Origin of the sequence: Niveibacterium sp. COAC-50 (assembly GCF_013184235.1) — a bacterium.
GTDB lineage: Bacteria > Pseudomonadota > Gammaproteobacteria > Burkholderiales > Rhodocyclaceae > Niveibacterium > Niveibacterium microcysteis.
The window spans coordinates 223,603-249,684 of record NZ_JABCJM010000004.1 but is presented as its reverse complement, the minus strand read 5'-3'; the positions used below and the strand labels follow the sequence as shown (position 1 = coordinate 249,684).

The window sequence follows — 26,082 nt, the reverse complement described above, 5'->3', positions numbered from 1 at the left end:
AGGTATTCGTCTTGTTCTTGTGAGGCCTCAGCCCGCGTGGGCTGAGGCCTCACATGTATCGGGTTGGGTAGCGGCCGGGGCTGCCGTCGTGGCTGCGCCTTCCGGTTCGTGGTCGGAGTATTCGTAGGCCAGCGTGAGGCACACGAGATGTTCCACCAGCTGCACTTGCGTAAGGGTCTCGGTCGTTGCTGCGCCGGGGACATCTTCGACTGTGACGACGAGCTTGCCGGCATCGTCGTCCCGCCCGTGGATCTCTACGCCCGGCAAGGCCGTCAGCGCTGTGCTGACGGAATCCAGATGCTCCGGCTTTGCGCGTATCACCAATCCGACGATTCGCATGTTGTTCATTCCCCCGCGACTGATTCGGACGGTGCCCGCAAGGCCACCGCATGACTTGGACACACTCCAACACACGCGCCGCAGCCGGTACAGCACGACGCATCGATGGCCGGCTGGGCAAGCGCACGGAGCTGGGGTCGGAACGTAATCGCCGTCACCTCACATGCTTCGCCGCATACCCGACACTCCACCCCTTGCAGCGCAAGACACCCCGGGCCAACTTGCGCTACATGCGCAAACGCCGCGCGGCCCTCGCTGCGATCGAGCGCGCGCGGCAAACAGGCCACGACACATTCGCCGCAAAGGCTGCACGCCGCCTGGTCGAACTGCGGCGACGGATAGCCTTCCGCGTCCAACGCAAGCAAGCCGACCGGGCACGCGCTCACGCAATCGCCGCAACGTGTGCAGCGGTGCAGGAAGCCTTGCGCGTCGCCGGCCCACGGCGGCAGGTAGCGTTCTGTGGCGGTCGGGCGCGCGCCCCCGAGGAATCGACGTCGTGTTGGATCCATGCACCACCCTTGTGCGCCGGATTGGGCGCGCGTATTTCCGTTGTGGCATTGACGCGCGTCAATGCGGGTGACTTAGCCCTTACTAATCAAGGGGTTATTGTGCGGTGCAAAATGGCGGGTCATGCTTGCCTGAGCCGCCGCGCGAGGTCTGACACGCGGATCAGGTAGTGGAGGCTGCCGTCTGCGGCTTCACGTTCGCGCGCGAAACCGAGCTTCTCATGCAGGCGCATCGCGATCTCGTGGCCGGGCAGCACGCGGCTGCGCAGCGTTACCGCGCCGTGCGAGATCAGGTGCGCCAGGGTCCGCGTGAGCAGCCGCCGATGCAGGCCGGTGCTGCGGTACCAGGGGTGAATGTTGATCGAGAGGATTTCCCAGCTCTCGGTATCGTACGGGCGCATCAGTACGTATCCGGCCAGGCTGTGTTGCAGGTGTTCGGCGATCACGCGCCCACCGCATGCGAGGGCCGCGGCGTGATGTTCGCGCTGGGTTTCGGCGGAGAAGAGACCGCTTTGCGCGGCGATCAGGTCGCCCAGCGTCAGCGCGTCGAGCTTCGCCATCTCGTCGAGCAGATGCGCTTCGTGGCTGCGTCCGCGCTCGCTCAGCGGCTGCAGGCCGTGCTTGAGGCGCAGCAGGGTCAGCTGCAGCACGCGCGCATCGTTGCTCGCGCGGTGGCGTTCGACATGCAACTCGGCCTGAACTTGCGCCTTCGTGTCGTGCCAGCGATTGGCTTCTTCCTCGCTCAGCAGCGTACGCAGGTTATCGAGGCGGAAGGCCGGCACGCGCCCTGCGGCGTCGAACAGCAGCGCCAGCCAGGTGTAGTCGTTGGCCCAGCCGTCGGTATACACAACCTTGCCCGCCAGCTCGCGGTTGAGGACTTCGGCCACATGCTGCGCCGGGCGCCCGTGCTGAAACAGGCTGTCGCGCGAGATGTGGTGAATCGCCTCGGCGCTGCTGTCCCAGTGGGTCCATTCTGCTTCTGGGCAGACCAGGGTGCACAGCGCCCGGTTGTTGCCCAGCGCGAGTCCGATTTCGATCGGATAGCTGCGCGGACCGAAGCCGGAGGCCTCGATGTCGATGACGATCGGCGCCTCGCCGGCGAGGTTCGGCGGGGCGCTCAGCGCCGCTCCTCCATCAGGGCGAGCAGATAGCCATCCGGGTCGCGGAAGAAGCCCATCCACAACTCATGGTCCGGCATGCGGGCGATCAGCTGCGGGGCCCCTTCGAACTCGACGCCGAGGTCGCTCAGTTCGTCCATGGCCGGCTCGATCGCCGGCACCTTGAAGTAGAGGCACACCGTGTTGCCGGGGGAGCGCGGCGCCGGGCCGCCTTGCAGCATCAGCCGCACACCCGCGCAGTCGAGGAACACCAGATTGCCGGAGCGGAACAGGAAGGGAAGGCCGAGCGCGTCGCGGTAGAAGCGCTCGGAGGCGTCGGCATCGGCCACGTGCAGGGCGATCTGTCCGAGGCTGGATAGGTGGGTGCTCATGCAGCGTCTCCGTGGGCAGCGGTGGCGATCATTGTGGGGTGCCGGCACGGCGCCGTGCAATCGTTGCCGCACGCCGGCCTGCCCAGGTCATCACGCCGCCGAGCGGCAGGCAGACAAGCACTTGGCCGATCGGCTTCAGCAGGTACAGCAGCGCGGCCAGGGTGCCGCTCGGGTGAGCCAGCGCAACGCCGAGCGCGAGCGCTTCTAAACCCGCCATCAACGCGCCGCTCGCCATCGCGAAACGCTCGGCGCCGCGCCAGGCTGAAATCAGCACGATCAGCCACGGCAGCGCGAGGAAGGCGAACAGCGTTACGGCCGTGATCGGGTCCGGCGTGCCGGCGACGCTCGGGCGCGTGTAGGGCAGCAGTGCGAACACGAGCGGCGTCGCGACCAGCCCGAGCGCGCCGAGCGCAAGCGCGCCACGTCGCATCAAATTGCCGCGCACATCAGCCGCACGCAGGCGATGACGCCGACGAACCAGACCAGGCTACGCAGCGTCGCGAGGTTGGCGACGTAGCAGGCGAAGTAGGCAAAGCGCGCGACGATGAAGCACACCGCCCAGAAGTCGATCAGTGCCGCGGGAACCCCGGCGGCGTAAGCCATCAGCACCGCCGCCGCGAAAATCGGAAAGGCCTCGAAGCTGTTCTGCTGCGCCCAGTTCGCCCGCTGTGGCCAGCCGCTCAGGTGCGCCAATGTGTCGCGCGGGGCGCGATTGTCGTAGCGGGTGCCACTGCGTTGCCCGCCGAATTTCGCTGCGCCTGCCCACAGGAAGGGCTGGATGGCAGCGATCAGGATGCACAGGAAGCTGATCTTCATGGTCTTGTCTCCGTAATGTGGGCGGCAGTGTAATCGGCTTGGCGTGGGATCGACGCCCTGCGGTCGGCCCCAAGCGTCGCGCCCGACCGCCGGGACATGCGAAAATCCCGGTTTGCCCGCAGGAACGCCCCAAATGGCCCAACTCATTCTCAAGCCCGGCAAGGAGCGCTCCGTCATGCGCCGCCACCCCTGGATCTTCGCCGGCTCGGTCGCGAGCGTGTCCGGCAGGGCGCGCGGCGGTGACACGGTCGATGTGGTCTCCGAGCGTGGCATCGTGCTTGGCCGCGCAGCCTACTCACCGGCGTCGCAGATCCGAGCGCGGATGTGGAGTTTCGACGCCGAAACACCGATCGACCATGCCTGCTTCAAGCGCACCGTCGCCGCCGCGGTGGCACGCCGCACGGCACACCCGATGCTCGCCGGGCAGGATGGCATGCGACTGATCCACGGCGAATCCGATGGCCTGCCGGGCGTGATCGCGGATCGCTATCGCGACACCATCGTGCTGCAACTCACCAGCGCCGGCGCCGACCGCTGGCGTGATGCCATCGTCGCCGGGCTGCTGCAGGCCACTGGCTGCGCCAACATCTACGAGCGGTCGGATTCCGAGGTGCGTACGCTGGAAGGGCTGGAGCCCACCGTCGGCGTACTTGCCGGCAGCGAGCCTGATCCGGATCTGGCGATCGAGGAGCACGGCGTGCTGCTCGGTGTGGACGCCGTGAGCGGCCACAAGACCGGCTTCTACCTCGACCAGCGCGAAAACCGCCGCCTGACGCGCGACCTGGCACGCGGCCGCAGCGTGCTCAACTGCTTCTGCTACACCGGCGGCTTCTCGCTGCAGGCGCTGGCGGGTGGTGCGCGCGAGGTGCTGTCGATCGACTCGTCGGCCCATGCGCTGGCAAGCGCCCAGCGCAACGTGGAGCGCAACCCGCAGCTGGACGCCACGCGCGCCACTTGGTGGGAGGCCGACGTCTTCGCGGCGCTGCGTGAATTGCGTGCGGAGGGCCGCCGTTTCGATCTGATCGTGCTCGATCCGCCCAAGTTCGCACCCAGTGCCGCACATGCACAGCGTGCCTCGCGCGCCTACAAGGACATCAATCTGCTCGGCTTCCGGCTGCTCAATCCGGGCGGCATCCTGATGAGCTATTCCTGCTCAGGCGGCATCGGGCAGGAACTGTTCCAGAACATCCTGTCCGGCGCGGCGTCGGATGCCGGGCGCGACGCACAGATCATCCATCGGCTCTCCGCGGCGCCAGACCATCCGATCGGCCTCGCTTTCCCTGAGGGCGAGTACCTCAAGGGCCTGGTTTGTCAGGTGGTTTGAGGGCCCGCAAACGCAGCCGCTTGACAAGCGCGCGATGACGCGATCCTGAGTTATGCACATCTCGCGCCCTGTGGGCGGAAAAAACGACGAGAAAGACCATTGACTTTTTGGTGTTGACGTAAAGGTTTGAAAAATAAGGCGTTTGTTATTTTTCAATGTTGCGATGCGGTATTGACGCCGACCCGAAATGGTGCGTGCCGCGGCAAAACATCCCCAGTCACCCACAAAGTTATCCACAATTGTTGAAAAGGCCCTTTGTTACGAAAGGGTTAAAACAAACTGTGACGGCTGTATCTCATGTTTGAGTGGCAATGCGCTGAATAAAAAGAGAAAAATACGGTAGTGGAAAACGGCTGTTTGAATTCTGTCGTTCGCGTCGCGCTGCCAGTGCCTTTGCCGCGCAGCTTTGACTACCTGGCGCCGGTGGATATCTCCGTGGCTGATATCGGCCGCCTTGTGCGCGTACCGTTCGCAAGCGGCGAAAAGATCGGTGTGATCCTTGCGCTGCCCGACCTCGCAGCGGTTGATCCGGCGCGCCTCAAACCGCTCGGGCCGATCCTTCGCGAGGTGCCGGCGCTGCCGGCCGACTGGCTGGCGCTGGTGCAGTTCGCTGCGCGTTACTACCACCACCCGCTCGGTGAAGCGGTTGCGGTGGCGCTGCCGCCCGGTCTGCGCGGTGCCGAACTGATGGACGACCGCAGCGCAGATCCGTGGTTGATGCTCAACGAGGCCGGCCTTGCGGCGCTGGCCAGTCCGGGCCGTGTGTCGCGCGTGCGCGCGCTTGCCGAACACCTGATCGCGGGCGAACAGCCGCGCTCGGCGCTGGTCGAGGCCTTCGGTGCCGCCGCAGTGCGCGAAGCTCGCCAGCGCGGCTGGGTCGACGAGGCGCCTTCCTGCGCCAAGGCTGATCTCTGCGACGCACCGATACTCAATGACGAGCAGACTGCGGCCGTCGAGGCCGTATGGAGCGCGGCCGAGCGGTTTTCCCCGTTTCTGCTGCATGGCATCACCGGCAGCGGGAAGACCGAGGTCTACCTGCGCCTGATCGAACGGGCGCTCGCGGCCGGCAAGCAGGCCTTGTTGCTGGTGCCGGAGATCGGCCTCACGCCACAACTCGAAGCCCGCGTAGCGGCGCGCTTTCCGCGTGCGCGTCGCGTGGCCCTGCACAGCGGCGCGACTAATGGCGCGCGTTGCCGCGGCTTCATCGCCGCCCTCGATGGCAGCGCCGACATCGTGATCGGCACCCGGCTGTCGGTGTTCAGCCCTTTGCCGCGGCTCGGTCTGATCCTGATCGACGAAGAGCACGACGCCTCCTACAAACAGCAGGACGGCCTGCGCTACTCGGCGCGCGACCTGGCGGTGTGGCGGGCGCAGCAGGCTGGCGTGCCGATCGTGTTGGGATCGGCCACCCCCTCGCTGGAAACCTGGCAGGCGGCGCAGAGCGGGCGCTACCGCATGCTGCGGCTGGAGCGCCGCGCCGCAGCGGCCGCGCCGCCAACGGTGCGCCTGATCGACACGCGCCGTATCAAGCTGAAGGACGGCCTGTCGCCGCCGATGGAGGCCGCAATCTCTGCGCGGATCGAGCGCGGCGAGCAGAGCCTCATTTTCCTCAACCGGCGCGGTTATGCGCCGGTGCTGGCCTGCCCGGCCTGCAACTGGGTCAGCGACTGCGATCACTGTTCGGCGCACCGCGTGTTCCACCTCTCCGAACGCATCCTGCGCTGCCACCATTGCGGCACTGAAGCGCCGGTGCCGCGTGCCTGCCCGCAATGTGGCAATCAGGATCTGCACGGTTTCGGGCGCGGCACGCAGCGCGTCGAGGAATACCTTGCCGCGCGCTTCCCGCATGCACGCATCCTGCGGGCCGACCGCGACAGCATCAAGACGCCGGCGCACTGGGCGGCCCTGCGCCATGCGATTGAAGCCGGCGAGGCCGACATCCTAGTTGGTACGCAGATGCTCGCGAAGGGGCACGATTTTCCGAAGCTGACGCTGGTTGGCGTGATTGGCGCGGACGCCTCGCTGTTCGCCGCGGACTATCGCGCGCCGGAGCGCCTCTTCCAGCAGTTGATGCAGGTCGGCGGGCGCGCGGGGCGTGCGGGGCTCGCCGGTGAAGTACTGATCCAGACCGAGTTTCCGGAACACCCGCTGTTTGATGCCTTGCGTCGGCAGGATTTCGACGGCTTCGCCAACGCGCAGCTCGAAGAGCGCGCGCAGGCGCATTTCCCGCCTTGCGGCGCGCAGGCCGTGTTGCGCGCCGAGGCGCCCGAAGTCGCGCAGGCGATCGACTTCCTCAACATGGCGCGCGAAGCGGCCGAACCCTACGCCGACGCGGTGCGGCTCTACGACGCGGTGCCGATGCGTCTGGTACGGCGAGCGCGACTGGAGCGCGCACAACTCGTGATCGAGGCCGACACCCGCGGCGCGCTGCAGCAGTTGCTCGCGCACTGGGTGCCGCTGCTGCACGCGATGAAATCGCCGCGCGCGCTGCGCTGGCATGTCGATGTCGATCCGATCGATCTCTAAGCACCGCCTCCTGATCTCGCTCGTCGCGTTGGCCACGCTGTTCGGCAGCCTTGGCGCGCAGGCCCGTGGCGGCCGCTTCAACGGCAAGGTGCGCAAGGTGGACGACGGCGATACGCTGCATGTACGCGATCGCAGCGGCAGCGTCCGGCGGGTGCGACTTGCCTATGTGGATGCACCCGAGCACGACCAGCCCTGGGGCCACGAGGCGGGCGAGAACCTCAAACGCCTCGCGCTTGGCGCATCGGTCACCGTTGAATGGCGTGAGCGCGATCAGTACGGCCGCTATGTCGGCGTTGCATGGGTCAGTTCGCCCGACATGCCCTGCGCCGGCCGCGCCGACTGCCCGCACAACCTCGACCTGGGGCACGCGCAAATCGCCGCTGGCCTCGCCTGGTGGTATCGCGCCTACGCCAAGCGCCAGGATCCGCAGGCGCAGGGGCAGTACGACTTCTCGGAACAGGAAGCGCGCCGCCGCCGCATCTGCCTCTGGCGCGACGCCTCCCCGATTCCGCCTTGGGTCTGGCGCAGCGGTTGGCGGGGTTGAGCCCCCTCAGGCCAAGGCCGCGATCCAGTCCGTCGCCCGACGCAGCTTGCCGGTGAGGTCGGCCGCGAGGTTTTCCAGCAGCGTGATCTTCAGTTGAGGGTAGGACTCGGCAAGGGCGTTGAAATCGTCGGTGCCGATCACATTGCAGACGACCTTGCTGTCCGCAAATACGGAGGCGCTACGCGTGGTCTTGCCGAGCAGCGTCATCTCGCCGAAGTTCATGCCGGGGCTGAGCGAGGCGATACGCTGGTGACCGCCTTCGGGGCGTGGTACCAGCACGCTGACCGTACCGCTGACGATGAAGAAGATGCGGCCGTCGCTCGCGTCGCCCGAGGCAAAGATTGGCGCACCGGGTGCGAAGGCGCAGCGTGTGGTGAGCGCGTAGACGCGTCGCATCATGTCTTCCGGTACGCCCTTGAACAGTGGGTTGTCTTCCAGCCGTGCGTCGTCTGCGACCGGGTTGGCGAGATCGCCCAGCAGCCGGTTCTCGCACCATTCCACCGCGAGGTCGTTGTCCTCGAAACTCAGGTAGCCGTGGTCGCCGGTGGGCCGGGTCTTGCTCAGCGGGTCCATGATCGCGCGCCGCCCGCGCAGCCGCGAGAACACCACCGCAACGCCCTCGTCGTGCAGCCGCTGCCGCGCTTCGTTGAGCAAGCGGGCGGCGCTCTCCGAGATGTCTTCGACGAGGTTCATGTCGAGGATCATGCAGCTGGATTCCGGCGCCAGTTCGCTCATGCGCCGGATCACGTACTCGATGCCGTCCAGCTCCAGATGACCTTGCAGGCAGAGGTACTTGATGCGCTGGGCTTGCTGTTGCAGCACCTCGCGCATCGCCGGCGTCGGCGCACGACGCGACGGGGCATCGGCAGCGGTGTAGATGCGGCCGACGGCGAGCGCCGGATGCCGTGTCTTGTTGAACACATGCAATCCGAAGTCGTGCGACAGTCGTTTGCAGACCTCGATGCCGCGCACGCTGTTGCCCTTCTCGTCGAGTGGCGGCGAGAAGACGCCGATGCCGAAGCGGCCCGGCAGCACCGCGATGATGCCGCCGCCGACTCCGCTCTTGGCTGGCATGCCGACTTCGTAGAGCCAACTTCCGGCGTAGTCATACATGCCGCAGGTGGCCATCACGCTGAGTACGCGCTCAACGTCCTCCGGCGGCAGCGCGCGTTCGCCGGTCGCAGGATGTATGCCGCCGTTGGCCAGTGTTGCGGCCATGAAGGCGAGGTCGCGACAGTCGACCAGGACCGAACATTGGCGGAAGTAGTTCTCCAGTGCGGCCATCGGCTCGTCGGCGATGATGCCGAAGTTCTTCAACATCCAGGCGATCGCGCGGTTGCGGAAGCCGGTCTCGCTCTCCGATCGATAGACGGCGTCATCCAGCGCAACGTCGTGACCCATGAATACGCCCAGCGATTCGGCGATCCGCGCCCATTGCCGGGTGGCGTCCTGACCGGCCACCATGCTGGCTGAGGCAATCGCACCAGCATTGATCATCGGATTGAGCGGCGCACCGCTCTTGGGATGCAGGCTGATCGAATTGAACGCGTCACCGCTTGGTTCCACGCCAACTCGTTGCGACACGTAGGCGAGCCCGCGATCGGCCAGCGCCGTGGCGTAGACGAAGGGTTTCGAGATTGACTGGATCGTGAAGGGCTGTGCCGCATCGCCGACGCTGTAAGCCACGCCATCCACGGTGACAAGGCAAATGCCGAACCAGTCCGGGTTGGCCTTCGTCAGCTCCGGGATGTAGCTTGCCACCTCGCCGCCGCGTAAAGCCGCCAACTGGCGGTGCAGCGTTTCGAGATAGGACTGGATCGGCGACTTCATGGCACGGCCCCCCCCCAACTGTGGTGATGCGGGGGGCGATGCAAGCGCAGTGCCAAGTGGCCGGCGGCGAGCGTCGGCCGGTCAGTCGCGCTGTGTCAGCCCAGGCAGGCCTTCACATCCGCCACCAGCGCATCCACCTGCTCCGGTTGCGTCGCCCACGAGCACACGAAGCGTGCGCCGCCGGCGCCGATGAAGCTGTAGAAGGCCCAGCCCTTGTCCTTCAATGCATCGGCCGCTTGCTGCGGCATGCTGACGAATACCGCGTTGGCTTGCACCGGGAACAGCGGCGCCACACCGGGCAGGCGCGCGAGCGCGTTGCCGAGGCGGCGCGCCATCGCGTTGGCGTGGCTGGCGCGCGCGAGCCACGCATCGTCCGCAAGCATGCCGACCCACGGTGCGGCCAGAAAGCGCATCTTCGAGGCCAGTTGGCCGGCCTGCTTGCAGCGGTAGGCGAAGTCGCGCGCGAGTTCGTGATCGAAGAACACCACCGCCTCGCCGACCGGCATGCCCATCTTGGTGCCGCCAAACGACAGCACATCGACGCCGGCGCGCCAGGTCAGGTCGGCTGGACTCACGCCAAGGCTGGCCACGGCATTGGCAAAGCGGGCGCCGTCCATGTGCAGGGAGAGGTTCATCTCCTTGCAGGCGGCACCGATCGCGCGCACCTCGTCGAGCGAATACACGGTGCCGACTTCGGTCGATTGCGTGATGGTGACCGCGCGCGGCTTCGGGTAGTGGATGTCGGTGCGGGCGGCGACGAGCTTCTCGATGCCGCGAGCGTCGAGCTTGCCGTCGGCGCCGCCGGCGAGCAGCAGTTTGGTGCCATTCGAGAAGAACTCGGGCCCGCCGCATTCGTCGGTTTCAACGTGTGCGAGCTTGTGGCACACGATGCTGTGGTAGCTCTGGCACAGCGAGGCGAGCGCCAGCGAGTTGGCCGCGGTGCCGTTGAAGACGAAGAAGACTTCGCAGTCGGTTTCAAAGGTCGCGCGGATCGCGTCGCAGGCGCGGCGTGTCCATTCGTCGTTGCCGTAAGAGGCGAGCGTGCCGCTGTTGGCGGCGAGCAGGGCCTCCATCGCCTCGGGGCAGATCCCCGATGTGTTGTCGCTGGCGAATTCGGTATGTTGCATGGCGGGGTGTCCGCGTTGGTTGACGGGTGAAAGCCAGTCTAGCATCGGCGATCGAGCGCCCACTTACAGCCACGCGACCAAAAAAAACGCGACGTCGGAACGTCGCGCCGAACTCAAGGTACGAGACCTGAGGGAGGAAACACCGGTACTAGACTCGCGCACGCTTGAGCGCTGCGGGGGCCTCATGTTTCTTGGTGGCGGGGCGGCTGGCGAGTGACACGCCCAGCACGACCAGCACGGTGCCGGCCAATTGCGCGGCCGACAGGGGTTCATCCAGGAAGATCGCGCCGAGGCCGATCGTCAGGACCGGGCCGACACTGCCGAGCATCGCCGTACGCGTGGCGCCCAGTTCGCGGATCGCCGCACTCAGCATGAAAACCGGCAGCACTGTCGAAAACACCGCCATCGCGAGCGCCAGCCAGATCACCGGCATTGGCTGGGCAAGGCTCTCAATGGGCTGCGTCATGCCGAAATGCAGGAAGGTGGTGGCCGTCGATACGCACATCGCGAGTGCCGTAAAGCGCCGGCTGCCCAGGCGCGACACCATTTCGCCGCACCCGGTCAGATAGAGCGCGTAGCAGACCGCCGAGGCGAACACGAGCGCGCCGCCCATCGCGACCGCGGCCGCATCGGCCGACAGCTGCAGGTCGTGCGCGAAGGCCAGCGCAATGCCGAGCCAGGTGAGCGCAAGCGCGCCGATGTCACGCAGCGAGAAGCTGCGGCTGAACACGAATACTGCGATCAGCATCGTGATCGTCGGGTAGGTGAACAGGATCAGGCGTTCGAGGCCGGCCGAGATGTAGCGCAGGCCCATGAAGTCCAGCAGCGACGCCCCGTAGTAGCCGAGCAGGCCAAGCGCCGTAAGCGCGACCCAGTCGCCGGCCGAGAGCGGCGCGGCATTGCGCGAACTGCGCAAGGCGATGAATCCGAATACCGGCGCGGCGAAAGCCATGCGCAGCGCAAGCAGCGCGAGCGGGCTGACACCGTACGGGAAGGCCAGCTTCACGAAGATCGCCTTGGCGGAGAAGCCAAGCGCGGCGAGGATCGCGAGCCAGAAGCCAGTGGTTTCGGAATTTCGGAACACGAAAGGGTCGGGGCAAATTGCGCCAAATTGACTGGATGTCAATTGGAGTCGATTCCGTGCCGTATGGACAATCGGTATTTTCCGAAGTAATCATTCGCTTTTGACGAACGCAAGCGACATGCGATACGACCTGACCGACCTCCAGCTGTTCGGCGCGATCGCCGCAACCGGCAACCTGACGCAGGGCGCCGAGCGGGTGCACCTGGCGCCGGCCAGCGCCTCGGCGCGCATACGGCGGCTCGAAGATGCGGCCGGCGCGCCGCTGTTTGAGCGACGGCCACGTGGCGTGGCACTCACCCCGGCTGGCGAGGCGATGCTGCGCCATGCGAGGCGCGTCCTGTCTGAAGTCGCCCTGCTTGATGCGGAACTCGGTACGTTTGCGCGCGGCGTGGCTGGCGTGGTGCGCCTGTTTGCCAACACCAATGCAATCGGCGGCAGCCTGCCGCAGGATCTGGCCGGTTTTCTGGCCGCACAACCGCAGGTCGACGTGCTGCTGGAGGAGCATTCCAGCCCCGCGATCGTCAGCGCAGTGGTGTCCGGCGCCGCGGATGTCGGCATCGTTGCCGGCGAGGTGGGCGGGCCGGAGCTGGCCTTCCTGCCCTACCGAGCAGATCGGCTGGTACTGATCTGCAGTCCGCAGCATCCGTTCGCGAGCCGCGGGCGGTTGAACTACGCGGACACGCTCGCCGAAAACTACGTCAGCCTGTCGGCCGACAGCGCAATCCACGGCTTCCTGCTTGACCGTGCTCGTGAGGCAGGTCGGCGGCCGCGCATCCGTGCCCAGGTGCGCGCCTTCGATGCGGTGTGCCGCATGGTCAGCGCGGGGGTGGGTGTGGCGGTGGTGCCGCATTCGGCGGCCGTAGCCAGCTCCGCCGCCGTACCTTTGGCGGTCGTCGAACTCAACGATGCCTGGGGCAGCCGCGAGATGAAGCTGTGCTTCCGTCGCGAGCAGACCCTGTCACCCTATCAGCGCGAGTTGATTACCCACCTGACGCTGATTTCGCAGTCCGGGCGGTCGGGCGTGTGAGCCCGTGCCCGCTCAGGCGGCGACACCACCGAACTGCGCGTCGCGCCAAGTGGACGGCGCGACGCCGCTCCAGCGGCGGAAGGCGCGCGTGAAGCTCGCGATTTCGGCAAAGCCGAGCAGGTAGGCGATCTCGTTGATCGAGTGCGTGCCGGTGCGCAGGTAGTCATAGGCCAGTTCCTGGCGCAGGCTTTCGAGCAGGCTCGCGAAGGTGAAACCCTGGTCGGCCAGGCGCCGCTGCAAGGTGCGCTCGGACAACAGTAACTTCTGCGCGATCACGCCACGGCTCACACCGCCCGACGGAAGCAGCTCGATCAACGCGCGGCGTGCGCGCGCAAGGATGTCGTCCTTGGCGTGGCGGGCGAGGTATTCGGACGCGATGTTTTCGGCCGACAGCGCCAGCTCAGCGTTGCCGCTCGGGAGCGGGCGATCGAGTTCTTCGTCGTCAATCGCGATGGCGTATTCGCTGGCGCCGAATTCGGGCTCAACGCCGTACAGCGTGCGCATGCGCTCGGCTGCAGCGTTGCGTGGATGGCGCAGGCGGACTGCGGCAGGCTTGAAGTCGGGCCCTGCGATCGCGCGACACAGCCGCACCAGTGAGGCCATGCGCGCGTCGTAGCTGCGCGGTAGCGTGAAGCCATCTTCGGTATTGAACACCAGCCAGGTGCGCCCGGCTTCCGCGCGGATCTCGACTTCGTCCACCGAGCTGACGATGCGGAAGTAGCGCACGAGGCGGCGCCCGGCTTCGCGCAGGCTCGCGCTCGCCAGCCACGCGAAGCCGACGGCATGCAGCGTCGTGGGGTTGAGCCGTTCGGCGACGTCGAGGCCGAAGCATGGATCTCCATCCACCGCACGCACAGCGGCTTCCCAGAATTGTGCTGCCGGCAAGATCGGGATACGTGTGTTGGGGTCGCGCAGCAGCGCCGGGTCGATACCTGCGCTTGCGGCAATCCCGTCTGCATCAAGCCCGCGGTCGGCGAGGGCGGTATGTACCAGCAGCATCACGCTGCTCAGCCAGGTGTCCTGCATGGTCGGTCGCCTGAAGGAAGAGTCCCCACATTCTAGGGGGAGATTCACTGCCTGGCGGTGCCGACTGCACGCGTTTACACAAATGACAAAGGGCGGTCCGAAGACCGCCCGATGCGTTTCAAGATGTGCTGCCCGGTGGCATCAGAACTTGTAGTTCACGCCCATCGTGAAGATCGTCTGATTGCTGTCGAAGCTTGCGTTGGTGGTTTCAAACTTCGGGCCGCCGGCGTAGTGCGCCACCTCGGCACGGATGCCGACGTTCTGCGTTGCCTTGAACTCACCACCGAAGCCCACCTTGGCCGCGGTGCCCGACTTGCTCTCGTCGTAGCCGGCGCCGGTCAGGTCGCGATCCATGTAGGCCAGACCGACCTTGCCGTAGACATCGAAGCGTTCCGTCACCGGATACTTGCCGACCAGGTCCACCGAGATCGCTTCGTTCTTGGACTCGAGGCCCGCGGCCTTGGTCTTGCCGAGATCCTGATAGCCCATCTCGACGGCGAAGTTGCGGGTGAAGTCGTAGCCGCCATACACCCCCCAGGTGCTCGGCGTGTCCTTGATTTCGCCAGCGCCGCTCACGTCGGCCGTCGAGGCACCCACATTGCCGCCAACGTAGAAGCCTTGGTCTGCGGCCATGGCACCACCAGCAAAAGTAGCAGCCGCTGCAGCGATGATCAGTTGGGTCTTCATGTTTGTTCCTTTCGTCTCTCACGAATCCCGCGCGGTGGAGGACTCCGGTATCTGTCTGAATCCGCGCTGTCTTTCGATGGGATGAATGCTACGGACGAGGCGCCGAAACCTCCTTGTCCGGCCGAGACACTGCCTTGGCCGGCGCGGCCAAAGCTGCCGGAGCAGATGTAAGCGGGTGTAGAAAAGAAAACGGCCCGCCCGGTGTTGTCACCGAGCGGGCCGTTTAAACGTAAGCCTGGTGCGGGTGTCAGACCACGCCGGCGCCCTGAGCCTGTTGGTCGGCCCAGTAGGACGAACGCACCATCGGGCCGCAGGCGGCGTTCTTGAAGCCCATCTTCAGCGCTTCGGTTTCGAACATCTTGAAGGTGTCGGGATGCACGTAGCGCAGCACCGGCAGGTGGCCGCCGGAGGGCTGCAGGTACTGGCCGATGGTGAGCATCTCGACGTTGTGGGCGCGCAAGTCGCGCATCACTTCGAGGATCTCCTCGTCGGTCTCGCCGAGGCCCACCATCAGGCCGGACTTGGTCGGCACGTCCGGATGGCGTGCCTTGAACTCTTTCAGCAGCTGCAGCGAGTACGCGTAGTCCGAACCCGGGCGGGCCGCCTTGTAGAGACGTGGCACGGTTTCGAGGTTGTGGTTCATGACGTCGGGTGGCGCCTGGTCGAAGATCTCCAGTGCGATGTCCATGCGGCCGCGGAAGTCCGGCACCAGCACTTCGATCGTGGTCTTCGGCGAAGCGGCGCGCGTTTCGCGGATGCAGTCAACGAAGTGCTGGGCACCGCCGTCGCGCAGATCGTCGCGATCCACCGAGGTGATCACCACATAGCGGAGGCGCATCGCCGCGATCGTCTTGGCGAGGTTGGCCGGCTCGTTTTCGTCGAGCGGGTTCGGGCGCCCATGACCCACATCGCAGAAGGGGCAGCGGCGGGTGCAGATGTCACCCATGATCATGAAGGTCGCGGTGCCCTTGCCGAAGCATTCATGGATGTTCGGGCAGGAGGCTTCCTCGCACACGGTGTGCAGCTTGTGGTCGCGCAGCGTGTCCTTGATTTCGTTGAAGCGCGCGGTTTCCTCGGCGCCGCCCAGCCGGATGCGGATCCATTCCGGCTTGCGCAGTTTTTCGGCCACCGGAACGATCTTGATCGGGATGCGCGCCGTCTTGTCCGCGCCGCGAAGCTTCTTGCCGACTTCAGCCATGATGTCCTTTCAGGCCGCTGCCCGGCGGGCAGCGTGGTGGTGGGCGAAGCGCGCGTCGAGCGCGTCCGCCAGTTTGCGATGCACGACGTCGAGTGGATCGACGACGCCGAAATCCTTCAGTTGGGCCGATTCCAGGCCCGGATAGCCGCATGGATTGATCGCCGAAAACGGCGAAAGATCCATGTCGCAATTGAGCGAGAGCCCGTGGTAGCTGCAGCCGTTGGCGATCTTCAGGCCCAGCGCGGCGATCTTGGCGCCGCCGACATAGACGCCGGGCGCGCCGTCCTTGAGGTGGGCATCAATCCCGTAGCCGCGCAGCACGTCGAGGATCGCCTGTTCGATCAGGCTCACCAGTTCGCGCACCTTGATCTCGCGCCGCGCGAGGTCGATCAGCAGATACACGACCGCCTGGCCGGGGCCGTGATAGGTGATCTGGCCGCCGCGGTCGATCTTCACCAGCGGGATGCCGGTTTCGCGCAGCAGGTGCTCCGGTTTGCCGGCGAGGCCCAGTGTAAACACCGGCGGATGCTCGACCAGCCACAGCTCGTCCGGCGTATCGCCGATGCGGGCGCGTGTGAGCGCCTGCATCGCGTGCCAGGTCGGTTCGTACTCGACGCGGCCGAGCGGCTTGCGCAGCAGTGGAGGGGGCAGGGCGTTCATGCGGTGGCGCTTGCCCCGCAACAACGCAAGGGCTTGACGAAAAAAGGGATTTTATCGGCCGGGCGCCAACCGGGCAACGCTGCGGGCGATGGGGTTATTCCCCCATACCCGCGCGTTTATGGCCGCGTGCGCGCCACGCGGCCCAATGGCTGTTCAGAGCACCACCTTCACGAAGGGGTGGCTGGTCAGCGAACGGTAGATGTTGTCGAGCTGTTCGCGCGAAGTGGCGCGCACGGTGCAGGTCAGGCTGATGTACTTGCCGCCGCTCGACGCGCGCATCTCGACGCCGGTGGCGTCGAAGTCCGGCGCGTTCTGCTGCACCACCTCGACGATGGTCTGGGCGAAATCGTCGCGCGTCTCACCCATCACCTTGATCGGGAAGTCGCAAGGAAACTCAAGCAGTTCGGCGTTCGACATCGTGCTTGCTCCAGCGCTCAGAGGTTCTTGATCCAGTAGCGGATGGCGTCCCACAGGCGGCCGAAGAAGCCAGCCTGATCCACCGCTTCCAGTGCCACGACCGGGTAGGTGCCCAGCGGTTTGCCGTCCAGCGTCACCGTCAGCGTGCCGAGTTGTGCGCCCTTGGCGATCGGCGCCTTGAGCGGCTGGCGGCTTTCAAGCTGAACCTTCAGCTTGGCGGCGTCACCCTGCGGCACCGAGACCACCAGATCGTTGGTGAAGCCGGCCTTCACGCTATCCGCCTTGCCCTGCCAGACCGGCAAGGTCTGCACGGCGGCGTTGGCGGCGTAGAGCTTGGTCGTCTCCCACGAGAGGAAGCCATAGTTCAGCAGCTTCTGCGATTCCGCGGTGCGCACCGAATCCGAAGTCGTGCCGGTAACCACCGAGATCAGGCGACGCGACCCGCGCTTGGCGGTGGACACCAGGCAGTAGCCGGCGGCCTCGGTGTGGCCCGTCTTCATGCCATCGACGGTCGGGTCGATGAACAGCAGGCGGTTGCGATTGGGCTGCTTGATCTTGTTGTAGGTGAACTCCTTCTGCGAGTAGAAGGAAAAGTATTCTGGGAAGTCGCGGATGATCGCCGCGGCCAGCGTGGCCAGGTCGCGCGGGCTCATGTAGTGGCCGTCCATGGTGAGACCGGCGGCATTGCGGAACTGGGTGTTCTTCAGGCCCAGACGCTGCGCTTCCTTGTTCATGCGCGACACGAAGGCCTCTTCCGAGCCGGAAATCAGCTCGGCGAGCGCGATGCAGGCGTCGTTGCCGGACTGCACGATCATGCCCTGGATCAGCTCGCGCACCGTCACCGGCATACCCGGCATGATGAACATGCGGGAGCCGTCGAGGCTGGACTTGCGGGCGTTCTCCGACACGGCGACCTGCTGGTCCATCGAGATCGTCTTGGCCTTCAGCGCGCTGAAGGTCACATAGGCGGTCATCAGCTTGGTCAGCGAGGCGGGCTCGATCCGCTCATCGGCGCCTTGCGCCGTCAGCACCTGACCGGAGCCAACGTCGTAGAGCAGCCAGGCGCGGGCGGCGAGGGCGGGTGGCGTGGGCTCGTTGGCTTGCGCAAAAGGCGCGGCAAGGGCGAGCGAAAGCGAGATCAGGACGGCGAACAGTCGTGTCATGGGGATTCTGCGGAGGGGCTGCGGACGGAGGGCGCGATTATACCCGGCAAGGCCAATGCGGCCGGGCCGGCTACATGCTGAAACACTTGGCGGCTGGCGTTCTTTCCCGTCATTTCAGACGCGCCAGTTGCAGTTCGGCGAGTGCGGGATAGAGCGGCGCGCTGATCAGCCGCGACAGCCCGCTTGCGATCAAGGTGCAGGCCATCAGGCTCAGCACCAGCTCGTGGCCGTCGACCATCTCCATCACGATGATGAAGGCCGTCAGCGGGGCCTGTGTCACGGCAGCGAGAAAAGCCGCCATGCCGAGCGCAATCAAGGTCGGCGCGTTCGGATAGGCCATCAGCGTGGCGACACTGTTGCCCAAGCCTGCGCCGATCGACAGCGAGGGCGCAAACAGGCCGCCCGGCACGCCGGAGGCCGCGGTGAACCAGGTGGCGACAAAGCGCAGCAGTACCGCCAGATGCGTCGACTCACTCGCACCGGCAATCATCGCCTTGGTTTGCGCATAGCCGCTGCCATAGCTCGCGCCCTGGCTGACAATGCCGATCAGCGCGACGAGCAGGCCGCAGCAGGCCGCAAAGCGGATCGGCGCATGGCCGCGCAGGCGAGAGAAGCGGTCCGTGGTGCGTCCGCTCAGGATCGCGATCAGCGCGCGGGCGAACAGCCCGCCCGCCGCACCGCACAGCAACGCCACCAGCAGCGCCGGCGCCACCATACGGAAACTGAAGCGTTCGACGCGGATCACGCCAAAGTAGGTGTTGTTGCCATACACCGACACGGCCATCAGGCCAGCCAGCACGATTGCGCCAATCAGCAGGCCGTTGCGCCGCTGTTCGGGCCGCCGCGAGAGTTCCTCGATTGCGAACATCACGCCGCCGAGTGGCGTGTTGAACGCCGCGGCAATACCCGCCGCACCGCCCGCCATCAGCAAGCCGTTCTCCGAGATCTGTGACTGCGCCGGTAGCCAGCGGCGAGCGTTGCGCATGATGCCGGCGGCGATCTGCACCGACGGGCCCTCGCGGCCGAGCGCCAATCCGCCGAGCAAGCCGGCGGCCGTGAGGAAGAGCTTGGCGACGGACAGTTTCATCGATACGAACAGTGGCCGCTGTGCCGCGGCCGATTCGTGTTCAAGCACCGCGATGATCTGCGGGATGCCCGAGCCGGCGGCCCCCGGCGCGAAGCGGCGCGTGAGCCACACGATGCCGGCGGTGAGCAGCGGGGTCCAGATCAAAGGTGCCCACCATGCAGCGCGTTCGAGGCGGAAGAAGGCCGCCAGCGCCACTTCAGCGAGCCAGGTAAAGCCGACGATCGCAAGCCCGCTTGCCGCCGCGAAGGACAGCACCACCAGCCGCGCCGCCCACAACCGCCAGTCGGAGAATTCCTGCTGCAGGGCGTTCGCGACTTGGGGCTGGGGGGGCATGGGTTTCGCTCGCGACGATTTGAATTTGTACAAATATAATCAGTTTCGACGCACGCGTTGCCCACCAGTGCGCGGACGCCACACCTGCACAGATCGCAGTGGTGCGCTGTGCTGACGCCCGTCTCTCCGGATCACGAAAAGACCATGACCCACACCGCCACGCCGGCTGATGTACTGAGGCGCTTTCGCATCGTTTTCAACGCCGTACGCACCCATTTCCAGCAGGTGGAAATGAAGACCGGGCTGGGCGGCGCGCAAGTCTGGGCGCTGAGCCTGGTGCGCGATCACCCGGGCATCGGGATTGGCGAGTTGGCGCGGCGCATGGACATTCACCAGTCCACAGCGAGCAATCTGGTGAAGACCCTGGTCAAGCGCGAGTTGATTGCGGTGGCACGCGGTGAGTCGGATCGGCGCAGCGTGGCGCTGAAGATCCTCGCCGCGGGTCAGCTTGCGCTTGGCAAGGTGCCGGGGCCGTTCGAAGGTGTCTTGCCGGATGCATTGGAGCGCTTGCCGCAGCCGACGCTCGACCGGCTCGACGAGGATCTGCGGGTGCTGATCAACGCTCTGCAGGCCGACGAGGAGGCGGGCCGGATTCCCCTCGGCCGCAGTTGATCGCGCCGTTCAGGGCTCGCTGCGGCGCGGGCCGCTGCCGGCTTCTAGCCAGAAGCTTGCTTCGGCGGCCGCCGCGACCTCCGTCAGAAAGCGATCGAGCAAGGGGTTGCAATTGAGCACACCCGGCTGACCCGCGTGAAATTCCGGGTGCCATTGCACGCCCAGCACGAAGTTCAGTGCATCGAGCCGGATCGCTTCGATGATGCCGTCCTCTGGGCTGTGGGCTTCGATGCGAAGGTCGCGGCCGAGTCGATCTATCGCCTGATGGTGAATCGATACGACGTCGCAGCCTTCACGCGTGTCCAGCGTGCGCGCAAGCAGGCCGTCGGGAACCAGGCTGACCGGATGCCGATGGCGATCGTAGGCAGGCGATTCGTGGCGTTCGCCGGTTCCGCAGAGCGAGGGCAGATCCTGGTGCAGCGTGCCGCCGAAGGCCACATTGATCAGCTGCATGCCGCGGCAGATGCCCAGCACCGGCTTGCCGCGCTCGATGAACACCGTCAGCAGCTCCAGCTCGTAGGCGTCGCGCACCGGGTCGCCGGCCCAGGCGTCGCAGCGCGGTGTCTGGCCGTACACGCCGGGGCTCACATCGGCGCCGCCTTGCAGCACGAGTCCGTCCAGATAGTCGGCGTAATCGGCCAGTGCGATGTCGCCACGCCGGATCGGGCCATCGCCGAGCACGGACGGCACCATCAGCACCATCACATGCTGCGCGCCGATCCAGTGCGCGATGCTTTGCTCCAGGATCTGCAAGGTGCGGCGGAAGACGCCCTGGCGTTGCGTGTCAGGATGGAAGATCCGCGCCGACAGGCCAATCCGTAGCGGGCGCCCGAATGGGCCGCGTCGGCGCGGGGCAGAGTCATCGTTCATGTGAGGAAGCGTGCCGTGGCGGCGTCGACGAGGGTGTGGCTTGGCAGTGGATCGTGCATCTGCCCGCGCAGCCAGTCGGCCAGGGTTTCGCCTTGTGCGAAGCGCTCCAGCTGCGCGAGGGCATCCGCGCACTCAAGCGCGCGGGCGTCGTCGACAAGTGCTGCAAGCGTTTCGAGGATGTCCTCGCGCAGGCTCTTGCGCGTCAGCGTGCGGGGATTGACGTACTCGCCATCGAAGCCGAAGCGGCAGGCTTCGAAGCGGTTGAAGGTGTAGCAGAGGTAGTCGCGCTCCTGCGGCGGATCGCGGCGGTCGGTCAGCAGCCGTAGGGCCAGCGCCTGAAGGTAGGCCGCCAGTGCGGCCGCGTGGTCGACATCCAGCGGCGTGTCGCAGACACGCAGCTCCACCGTGCCGTACTCGGGTTTGGGGCGGATGTCCCAGTAGAAGTCCTTCATGCTGGCTACGATGCCGGCGGCGCGCATTGGTTCATAAAACTCGTGCTCAAAACGTTCCCACTCGAGGACGGGCGGCGCGTGACCGGAGAGCGGGAACGCGAACACGCTGTTGAGTCGCGACGAGGAAAAGCCGGTATCCGCGCCCTGACAGTACGGCGAACTGGCAGCCAGGGCGATGAAATGCGGCACGTAGCGCGCGAGCGCATGCGTCAGGTACATCGCATCATCGGCCGACTCAACACCGACATGGATGTGCTGCCCGAACACGGTGAACTGCCGTGCAAGGTAGCCGTAGCGGTTGGCGAGCGCCTCATAACGCTCGCCGGGGTAGATGCGGCGCTCCTGCCAGAGCTGGAAGGGGTGCGTGCCGCCACCCGCGAGCCGCACGCCGAGGGTGTTTGCGGCGCCGACCAGCGTGTCGCGGATTTCGCACAGCTGCGCGTGCAGGCTGCCGACACTGCGATGAACGTCGGTGGATACCTCGATCATCGACTGTGTCATCTCCGGTTTGGCTTCGCCCGGAAACGGCTGTGCCGCAAGCAGATCGAGCAACTGGGCGGCGCGAGGTGACAGATCGCGGGTATCGCGCTCGATGATCTGCAATTCGAGTTCGACGCCGAGTGTGAGCGGGGCCGAGGGTGCAAAGGTGGCGAGGGTCATGATTGCCTCCGTGTCGGTGAAAAACGAACTCGCGCTGCACGCGCGAGGACAGGAGGCCTGAGGATCAGGCCGGCGGGGGGAGTGTTTCCAAGGTAGCCGGTTAGTTATATTTGGGCAAATATAAAAACAAAATCTAACCAAGTTGCCTATCGGTCAGTGGCTATGCAGAGCGCCCGAGACCGGGCTTAACGTGTGATGACGAAGGGCTTGAAGCGCAGGGCTGCGCTGATGCGGTCTGCAATGCCGCGGGCTTCGCTCTCGCTGGCGTAGGGGCCCGCATGCAGCCGGAAGCGGCCATCGAGCGCCAGAACCTGCAACTGACCGGCGAGCGAGCTCATTTCGTGGCTGACGAACTTGCGGAAGCTCTCGGCGTTGGCGGCACTCGCGAAAGCACCGAGCTGCAGGAAGATGCCGCTGGTCTTCGGCGCGGCCGGGCTTGCGGTGTTGAGCGGCTTGAGCTCGGTGACTGCAGTTGCGCTGATCGGTGCGGCCGCAAGCACCGGAGCATCGACCCGGGTACTTGCGGGCGCCGCCGGCGCCGGCTTCGCGCTGGCCACTTCAACCGGCTCAGGCGGCACCGGCTTGAGCGGCACGCGCTTCGGTGCGGGCCCACGCTGACGGATCGGCGGAATGTTCTCGGCGATGACCTCGATGCCTTCCGGCACGATGGCCTCGATCTCGACGTCGGTGTGGCCGGTATCGAGGTAGTCGAGCTTGTAGGCTGCCGCGTACGAGAGATCGATTGAGCGGCCGGTGTGGAAGGGGCCGCGGTCGTTGATTCGCACGATCACCGACTTGCCGTTGCGCAGGTTGGTGATGCGCGCATAGCTCGGGATCGGCAGCGTCGGGTGTGCGGCGGTCATGCCGTACATGTCGTACTTCTCGCCGCTTGAGGTCGGCTTACCGTGGAACTTGCGGCCGTACCAGGACGCGAGGCCTTGCTCACGATACGGTGCGACCTGTTGCGCCGGCACGTATTCCTTGCCGAACACGTTGTACGGATTGTTGGCGAAGCGATGCAGCGGCTCGGCTTTGGGCTCGGCGTCCGGCACCGAATCGAGGTTGTCCGGAATGTCGTCGCCGGGGCCGTCGTCCTTGTAGTAGCCGCCGCCCTTCTTCTGCACCACCTTCGGCTTGCTGCCGGAGGCGCTGGGCGGCTGCGGCCGCGCTTCGGGCTGCGGGCTGACCGGGGCGGGCGACGTGGCGCACGCCGACAGCACCAGCGCGGCGGTCAACGCCGAGAGCGTGCCGACCGGCAGGCGGGTGGAACCGTTACGGAAAACGCGGCGGATCATTTCTGGAGCAGCGTCCGGTGGCGGGCAACACTCATCAGGATACCCAAGCCCAGGCAAAGCGTCACCAGCGCAGTGCCGCCGTAGCTCACCAGCGGCAGTGGCACGCCTACCACCGGCAGGATGCCGGTCACCATGCCCATGTTCACGAACGCGTAGGTGAAGAAGGACAGCGAGATCGCGCCAGCCAGCAGGCGCCCGAACACGGTGGCCCCGTTCGCTGCGATCAGCAGGCCGCGCAGGATCACCAGCAGGAAGGTGAACAGCAGGCCGATGTTGCCGATCAGGCCGAACTCTTCCGAGATGACCGCGAAGACGAAGTCAGTGTGGCGTTCCGGGATGAACTCGAGTTGGGTCTGCGTGCCATTACGCCAGCCTTTGCCGAGCACGCCGCCGGAGCCGATCGCGATCTCGGACTGAATGGTATGGAAGCCCTTGCCGAGCGGGTCGGAGGTTGGGTCGAGCAGGGTGCAGATGCGGTGTTTCTGGTAGTCGCGCAGGCCAGGCCATTGCACATCCGGTGCGCAGATCTTGTCTTCTGTCGCGACGATTGCGCCCACGCCAACTGCGCCGGCCAGCATCACCGGCGCGATCAGCTTCCACGAAAGGCCGGCAAAGAAGATCACGAACAGCCCGGCGGACAGCACCAGGATTGCGGTGCCAAGGTCGGGCTGCTTGGCGATCAGGCCGACTGGAATCGCAAGCAGCACGGTCGCAACGACGAAGTCGCGCACCGCGAGCGAGCCCTCACGGATCTGGAAGTACCAGGCCAGCATCAGCGGCATCGCGATCTTCAGCAGCTCGGAGGGCTGAATCCGCATGATGCCCAGATCCAGCCAGCGCTGCGCGCCCTTCGAGATCTGCCCGAACAGCGCCACCGCGACGAGCAGCAGCACGCCCACCACATAAAGCGGCAGCGCGAGCGTTTGCAGCCGCTGCGGCGAGATGTTGGCAACCACCCACATCACCGCGAGCGCCACGCCCGTGTTGATCAGTTGCGCCTGAATGCGATCGGGCGAGGCCGACAACTGCACCACGGTCGTGAAGCCGATTAGCATCATCAACAGCGAGAACAGGAATGGGTCGATCGGCGCCGCGATGCGGCGCCACAGGCGTTGCAGGATCATTCCGCCCCCGGTTGTTCTGGTGCCGCACCTTCCGGCACCTTGCCGAGCAGGTAGTAGTCGAGCACCTGGCGCGCGATCGGCGCGGCCGACTCGGCACCGAAGCCGCCGTTCTCGACCAGGATAGCGAGCGCGATCTTCGGTGCTTCCACCGGGGCGAAGGCGATGAACAGCGCGTGGTCGCGCAGACGTTCGCCGAGCTTGTGCGATTCGTACTTGCCGCCCTTGAGCGAGAAGACCTGAGCGGTACCGGTCTTGCCGGCTGCAACGTATGGGGCGCCAGCAAAGGCGCGCGCGCCGGTGCCGTACTTGATCACGCCCACCATGGCGTCATGGATTACCTTCACATGCTCCGGTTTGATCGGGATCGTCTTCATCGGCTCCGGCTCGATGACGCGCTTCTCGTTGGTGCGCGGATCCTGCACAAACTTGACCAGGTGCGGCTTGTACATCACGCCACCGGCCGCGAGCGTGGCGGTCGCGTGCGCCATCTGCAGCATCGTGTAGTTGTTGTAGCCCTGCCCGATGCCAACCGAGATGGTTTCGCCGGCGTACCACTTCTGCAGCTCCGGCTTCTTGAAGCGCTTCTTCTTCCACTCCGGCGAGGGCAGCACGCCAGTCGCTTCGCCGCCGATGTCGATGCCGGTGCGCGAACCGAGCCCGAACTGGCCCAGCGTGCGCGCGATGGAATCAATGCCCATGTCGTTGGCGAGCGCGTAGTAGTACGTATCGCAGGAGACGATGATCGACTTGGCCATGTCGACCGAGCCGTGGCCGCCCTTCTTGTCGTCGCGGAACTGGTGGCCGCCGAACCAGAAGTAGCCGGGGTCTGAAATCGCCTGCGACGGCGTGCGCTTGCCCGTCATCAGTGCGGCAGTCGCCATGAAGGGCTTGAAGGTCGAGCCGGGCGGATACGATGCGTAGATCGCGCGGTGAATCAGCGGGTGGTCCGGCGAATTGTTCAGCGCATCCCAGTTCTGCGGGTCGATGCCGTCAACGAACAGATTGGGGTCGAAGGTGGGCTTGGACACCAGCGCCAGCACGCCTCCGGTGCCCGGTTCGATCGCCACCAGTGCGCCGCGCCGGTTGCCGAAGGCCGCCTCGGCGATCTTCTGCAACTGGCTGTCCAGCGTCAGTACGAGTTTGCGACCCGGCACCGGCGGAGTGCGTGCAAGCGAGCGCACTGCGCGGCCGCCGGCATCCACTTCGATCTGCTCGAAGCCGGTGGTGCCGTGGAGTTCATCCTCGTAACTCTGCTCAAGGCCGCTCTTGCCGATGTGCTCGGTGCCGCGATAGTTCGCCGCGCGATCTTCGTCTTCCTCGATGCGCGTCTTTTCCTTGTCGTTGATGCGGCCGATGTAACCCAGCACATGCGAGGCGAACTCCCCCTCCGGGTACTGGCGGAAGAGGCGCGCCTTGATATCGACGCCCGGGAAGCGGTACCGCTGCGCAACGAAGCGCGCGACTTCCTCATCGGTCAGGCGGTTGCGGATTGGCAGGCTCTCGAAGGTCTTGCTCTCTTCGAGCAGTTTCTTGAAGCGCTTGCGGTCCTTCGGCTGGATGTCGACGATGCCGGCGAGCGCGTCGATCGTGGCATCCAGATCCTTGATGCGACTTGGCGTGATCTCCAGCGTGTAGGCGGAGTAGTTGCGCGCCAGCACCAGCCCGTTGCGATCGACGATCAGGCCGCGGTTCGGCACGATCGGTACCAGCGAGATGCGGTTGTCCTCCGCGCGCGTGCTGTAGTAATCGTGCTTGATCACCTGCAGCCAAACGAAGCGCGCAACCAGCAGGCCGAAACAGAAAAAGACGAACACGCTCGCCGCCAGCACACGGCCGCGGAAGCGCGAGATCTCCTGTTCGGGTGTCTTGAATTCCATCGATCTTCG

At 65.8% G+C, this 26,082-nt stretch carries 26 protein-coding genes; 5 read left to right on the top strand and 21 right to left on the bottom strand.

The window, feature by feature from the left end:
• Window positions 1-27: 27 nt before the first annotated feature.
• The 6 genes from HH302_RS16735 to HH302_RS16710 form a co-directional block, all read right to left on the bottom strand.
• Window positions 28-339 carry a chaperone NapD gene (locus tag HH302_RS16735; protein WP_172203391.1) on the bottom strand — a complete coding sequence of 104 codons (312 nt, stop codon included), beginning with the start codon at window positions 337-339 and terminating at the stop codon, window positions 28-30.
• A gap of 5 nt (window positions 340-344) precedes the next feature.
• Window positions 345-848, bottom strand: a complete 504-nt coding sequence (napF, locus tag HH302_RS22785) for a ferredoxin-type protein NapF (RefSeq protein ID WP_172203390.1) — start codon at window positions 846-848, stop codon at window positions 345-347.
• Window positions 849-967: 119 nt separating this feature from the next.
• Entirely contained in the window at window positions 968-2,026 is a 1,059-nt protein-coding gene (locus HH302_RS22780; RefSeq protein ID WP_172203389.1) for a GNAT family N-acetyltransferase, read from the bottom strand.
• Window positions 1,963-2,334, bottom strand: a complete 372-nt coding sequence (locus HH302_RS16720) for a VOC family protein (protein ID WP_172203388.1) — start codon at window positions 2,332-2,334, stop codon at window positions 1,963-1,965. Before HH302_RS16720 ends, HH302_RS22780 begins: the two co-directional genes overlap by 64 nt.
• Before the next feature lie 28 nt (window positions 2,335-2,362).
• Window positions 2,363-2,764 (bottom strand): hypothetical protein, encoded by a 402-nt coding sequence (locus tag HH302_RS16715; protein ID WP_172203387.1) that lies wholly within the window; start codon window positions 2,762-2,764, stop codon window positions 2,363-2,365.
• Window positions 2,764-3,150, bottom strand: a complete 387-nt coding sequence (locus tag HH302_RS16710; RefSeq protein ID WP_172203386.1) for an MAPEG family protein — start codon at window positions 3,148-3,150, stop codon at window positions 2,764-2,766. The genes HH302_RS16715 and HH302_RS16710 overlap by 1 nt, the downstream gene beginning before the upstream one ends.
• Before the next feature lie 133 nt (window positions 3,151-3,283).
• On the opposite strand from HH302_RS16710, the gene HH302_RS16705 reads away from it, so the two are divergent.
• The 3 genes from HH302_RS16705 to HH302_RS16695 all read left to right on the top strand — a co-directional run bounded on the left by HH302_RS16705 (window position 3,284) and on the right by HH302_RS16695 (window position 7,544).
• Window positions 3,284-4,474 carry a class I SAM-dependent rRNA methyltransferase gene (locus HH302_RS16705; protein WP_172203385.1) on the top strand — a complete coding sequence of 397 codons (1,191 nt, stop codon included), beginning with the start codon at window positions 3,284-3,286 and terminating at the stop codon, window positions 4,472-4,474.
• Between the two features lie 357 nt (window positions 4,475-4,831).
• Window positions 4,832-7,000: a primosomal protein N' gene (locus HH302_RS16700; protein ID WP_216661950.1), complete on the top strand. Its 2,169-nt coding sequence runs from the start codon at window positions 4,832-4,834 to the stop codon at window positions 6,998-7,000.
• Window positions 6,978-7,544, top strand: coding sequence for a thermonuclease family protein (locus tag HH302_RS16695; protein ID WP_172203383.1), 567 nt, complete (start codon window positions 6,978-6,980; stop codon window positions 7,542-7,544). Before HH302_RS16700 ends, HH302_RS16695 begins: the two co-directional genes overlap by 23 nt.
• 6 nt (window positions 7,545-7,550) lie before the next feature.
• Here HH302_RS16695 and glsA read toward each other — a convergent pair whose 3' ends face one another.
• The 3 genes from glsA to HH302_RS16680 form a co-directional block, all read right to left on the bottom strand.
• A complete protein-coding gene (gene glsA, locus HH302_RS16690) occupies window positions 7,551-9,374 on the bottom strand; it encodes a glutaminase A (RefSeq protein WP_172203382.1) in 1,824 nt (607 codons plus the stop codon).
• A 95-nt stretch (window positions 9,375-9,469) separates the two neighbouring features.
• A complete protein-coding gene (locus HH302_RS16685) occupies window positions 9,470-10,501 on the bottom strand; it encodes a low specificity L-threonine aldolase (RefSeq protein WP_172203381.1) in 1,032 nt (343 codons plus the stop codon).
• A gap of 148 nt (window positions 10,502-10,649) precedes the next feature.
• Window positions 10,650-11,585 (bottom strand): DMT family transporter, encoded by a 936-nt coding sequence (locus HH302_RS16680; RefSeq protein ID WP_172203380.1) that lies wholly within the window; start codon window positions 11,583-11,585, stop codon window positions 10,650-10,652.
• 118 nt (window positions 11,586-11,703) lie between these two features.
• Here HH302_RS16680 and HH302_RS16675 point away from each other — a divergent pair, with 118 nt between their 5' ends.
• Complete coding sequence (locus HH302_RS16675) at window positions 11,704-12,612, top strand: LysR family transcriptional regulator (protein ID WP_172203379.1); 909 nt, start codon at window positions 11,704-11,706, stop codon at window positions 12,610-12,612.
• Window positions 12,613-12,624: 12 nt separating this feature from the next.
• Here HH302_RS16675 and HH302_RS16670 read toward each other — a convergent pair whose 3' ends face one another.
• The 7 genes from HH302_RS16670 to HH302_RS16640 all read right to left on the bottom strand — a co-directional run bounded on the left by HH302_RS16670 (window position 12,625) and on the right by HH302_RS16640 (window position 19,183).
• Complete coding sequence (locus tag HH302_RS16670) at window positions 12,625-13,638, bottom strand: AraC family transcriptional regulator (RefSeq protein WP_172203378.1); 1,014 nt, start codon at window positions 13,636-13,638, stop codon at window positions 12,625-12,627.
• 141 nt (window positions 13,639-13,779) lie between these two features.
• Complete coding sequence (locus tag HH302_RS16665) at window positions 13,780-14,325, bottom strand: porin family protein (RefSeq protein WP_172203377.1); 546 nt, start codon at window positions 14,323-14,325, stop codon at window positions 13,780-13,782.
• A 247-nt stretch (window positions 14,326-14,572) separates the two neighbouring features.
• Window positions 14,573-15,523 carry a lipoyl synthase gene (lipA, locus tag HH302_RS16660; protein ID WP_172203376.1) on the bottom strand — a complete coding sequence of 317 codons (951 nt, stop codon included), beginning with the start codon at window positions 15,521-15,523 and terminating at the stop codon, window positions 14,573-14,575.
• Window positions 15,524-15,532: 9 nt separating this feature from the next.
• Window positions 15,533-16,183 carry a lipoyl(octanoyl) transferase LipB gene (gene lipB / locus HH302_RS16655; RefSeq protein ID WP_172203375.1) on the bottom strand — a complete coding sequence of 217 codons (651 nt, stop codon included), beginning with the start codon at window positions 16,181-16,183 and terminating at the stop codon, window positions 15,533-15,535.
• 153 nt (window positions 16,184-16,336) lie between these two features.
• Window positions 16,337-16,600, bottom strand: coding sequence for a YbeD family protein (locus HH302_RS16650; protein ID WP_172203374.1), 264 nt, complete (start codon window positions 16,598-16,600; stop codon window positions 16,337-16,339).
• A 17-nt stretch (window positions 16,601-16,617) separates the two neighbouring features.
• A complete protein-coding gene (locus HH302_RS16645) occupies window positions 16,618-17,763 on the bottom strand; it encodes a D-alanyl-D-alanine carboxypeptidase family protein (protein WP_172203373.1) in 1,146 nt (381 codons plus the stop codon).
• A 109-nt stretch (window positions 17,764-17,872) separates the two neighbouring features.
• The gene (locus tag HH302_RS16640; protein WP_172203372.1) at window positions 17,873-19,183 is read right to left on the bottom strand and encodes a chloride channel protein; all 1,311 of its coding nucleotides are present in this window, start codon (window positions 19,181-19,183) and stop codon (window positions 17,873-17,875) included.
• Between the two features lie 144 nt (window positions 19,184-19,327).
• Here HH302_RS16640 and HH302_RS16635 point away from each other — a divergent pair, with 144 nt between their 5' ends.
• The gene (locus tag HH302_RS16635; RefSeq protein ID WP_172203371.1) at window positions 19,328-19,795 is read left to right on the top strand and encodes a MarR family winged helix-turn-helix transcriptional regulator; all 468 of its coding nucleotides are present in this window, start codon (window positions 19,328-19,330) and stop codon (window positions 19,793-19,795) included.
• A gap of 9 nt (window positions 19,796-19,804) precedes the next feature.
• On the opposite strand, the gene HH302_RS16630 is transcribed toward HH302_RS16635, so the two are convergent.
• The 5 genes from HH302_RS16630 to mrdA form a co-directional block, all read right to left on the bottom strand.
• Window positions 19,805-20,665 carry a gamma-glutamyl-gamma-aminobutyrate hydrolase family protein gene (locus HH302_RS16630; RefSeq protein ID WP_172203370.1) on the bottom strand — a complete coding sequence of 287 codons (861 nt, stop codon included), beginning with the start codon at window positions 20,663-20,665 and terminating at the stop codon, window positions 19,805-19,807.
• Window positions 20,662-21,777 (bottom strand): YbdK family carboxylate-amine ligase, encoded by a 1,116-nt coding sequence (locus HH302_RS16625; RefSeq protein WP_172203369.1) that lies wholly within the window; start codon window positions 21,775-21,777, stop codon window positions 20,662-20,664. The genes HH302_RS16630 and HH302_RS16625 overlap by 4 nt, the downstream gene beginning before the upstream one ends.
• A 185-nt stretch (window positions 21,778-21,962) precedes the next feature.
• A complete protein-coding gene (locus HH302_RS16620) occupies window positions 21,963-23,072 on the bottom strand; it encodes a septal ring lytic transglycosylase RlpA family protein (protein WP_172203368.1) in 1,110 nt (369 codons plus the stop codon).
• The gene (rodA, locus tag HH302_RS16615) at window positions 23,069-24,196 is read right to left on the bottom strand and encodes a rod shape-determining protein RodA (RefSeq protein WP_172203367.1); all 1,128 of its coding nucleotides are present in this window, start codon (window positions 24,194-24,196) and stop codon (window positions 23,069-23,071) included. The genes HH302_RS16620 and rodA overlap by 4 nt, the downstream gene beginning before the upstream one ends.
• Window positions 24,193-26,073 carry a penicillin-binding protein 2 gene (gene mrdA / locus HH302_RS16610; RefSeq protein WP_172203366.1) on the bottom strand — a complete coding sequence of 627 codons (1,881 nt, stop codon included), beginning with the start codon at window positions 26,071-26,073 and terminating at the stop codon, window positions 24,193-24,195. Before mrdA ends, rodA begins: the two co-directional genes overlap by 4 nt.
• Window positions 26,074-26,082: the final 9 nt, after the last annotated feature.

Excerpts from the sequence above, each read along its gene's own strand:
- HH302_RS16735 (WP_172203391.1), bottom strand. The coding sequence starts at position 339 with ATGCGAATCGTCGGATTGGTGATACGCGCAAAGCCGGAGCATCTGGAT.
- napF (WP_172203390.1), bottom strand. The coding sequence starts at position 848 with ATGGATCCAACACGACGTCGATTCCTCGGGGGCGCGCGCCCGACCGCC.
- HH302_RS16720 (WP_172203388.1), bottom strand. The coding sequence starts at position 2,334 with ATGAGCACCCACCTATCCAGCCTCGGACAGATCGCCCTGCACGTGGCC.
- HH302_RS16715 (WP_172203387.1), bottom strand. The coding sequence starts at position 2,764 with ATGCGACGTGGCGCGCTTGCGCTCGGCGCGCTCGGGCTGGTCGCGACG.
- HH302_RS16710 (WP_172203386.1), bottom strand. The coding sequence starts at position 3,150 with ATGAAGATCAGCTTCCTGTGCATCCTGATCGCTGCCATCCAGCCCTTC.
- HH302_RS16705 (WP_172203385.1), top strand. The coding sequence starts at position 3,284 with ATGGCCCAACTCATTCTCAAGCCCGGCAAGGAGCGCTCCGTCATGCGC.
- HH302_RS16695 (WP_172203383.1), top strand. The coding sequence starts at position 6,978 with ATGTCGATCCGATCGATCTCTAAGCACCGCCTCCTGATCTCGCTCGTC.
- glsA (WP_172203382.1), bottom strand. The coding sequence starts at position 9,374 with ATGAAGTCGCCGATCCAGTCCTATCTCGAAACGCTGCACCGCCAGTTG.
- HH302_RS16685 (WP_172203381.1), bottom strand. The coding sequence starts at position 10,501 with ATGCAACATACCGAATTCGCCAGCGACAACACATCGGGGATCTGCCCC.
- HH302_RS16675 (WP_172203379.1), top strand. The coding sequence starts at position 11,704 with ATGCGATACGACCTGACCGACCTCCAGCTGTTCGGCGCGATCGCCGCA.
- HH302_RS16670 (WP_172203378.1), bottom strand. The coding sequence starts at position 13,638 with ATGCAGGACACCTGGCTGAGCAGCGTGATGCTGCTGGTACATACCGCC.
- HH302_RS16665 (WP_172203377.1), bottom strand. The coding sequence starts at position 14,325 with ATGAAGACCCAACTGATCATCGCTGCAGCGGCTGCTACTTTTGCTGGT.
- lipA (WP_172203376.1), bottom strand. The coding sequence starts at position 15,523 with ATGGCTGAAGTCGGCAAGAAGCTTCGCGGCGCGGACAAGACGGCGCGC.
- lipB (WP_172203375.1), bottom strand. The coding sequence starts at position 16,183 with ATGAACGCCCTGCCCCCTCCACTGCTGCGCAAGCCGCTCGGCCGCGTC.
- HH302_RS16650 (WP_172203374.1), bottom strand. The coding sequence starts at position 16,600 with ATGTCGAACGCCGAACTGCTTGAGTTTCCTTGCGACTTCCCGATCAAG.
- HH302_RS16645 (WP_172203373.1), bottom strand. The coding sequence starts at position 17,763 with ATGACACGACTGTTCGCCGTCCTGATCTCGCTTTCGCTCGCCCTTGCC.
- HH302_RS16640 (WP_172203372.1), bottom strand. The coding sequence starts at position 19,183 with ATGCCCCCCCAGCCCCAAGTCGCGAACGCCCTGCAGCAGGAATTCTCC.
- HH302_RS16635 (WP_172203371.1), top strand. The coding sequence starts at position 19,328 with ATGACCCACACCGCCACGCCGGCTGATGTACTGAGGCGCTTTCGCATC.
- HH302_RS16630 (WP_172203370.1), bottom strand. The coding sequence starts at position 20,665 with ATGAACGATGACTCTGCCCCGCGCCGACGCGGCCCATTCGGGCGCCCG.
- HH302_RS16625 (WP_172203369.1), bottom strand. The coding sequence starts at position 21,777 with ATGACCCTCGCCACCTTTGCACCCTCGGCCCCGCTCACACTCGGCGTC.
- HH302_RS16620 (WP_172203368.1), bottom strand. The coding sequence starts at position 23,072 with ATGATCCGCCGCGTTTTCCGTAACGGTTCCACCCGCCTGCCGGTCGGC.
- rodA (WP_172203367.1), bottom strand. The coding sequence starts at position 24,196 with ATGATCCTGCAACGCCTGTGGCGCCGCATCGCGGCGCCGATCGACCCA.
- mrdA (WP_172203366.1), bottom strand. The coding sequence starts at position 26,073 with ATGGAATTCAAGACACCCGAACAGGAGATCTCGCGCTTCCGCGGCCGT.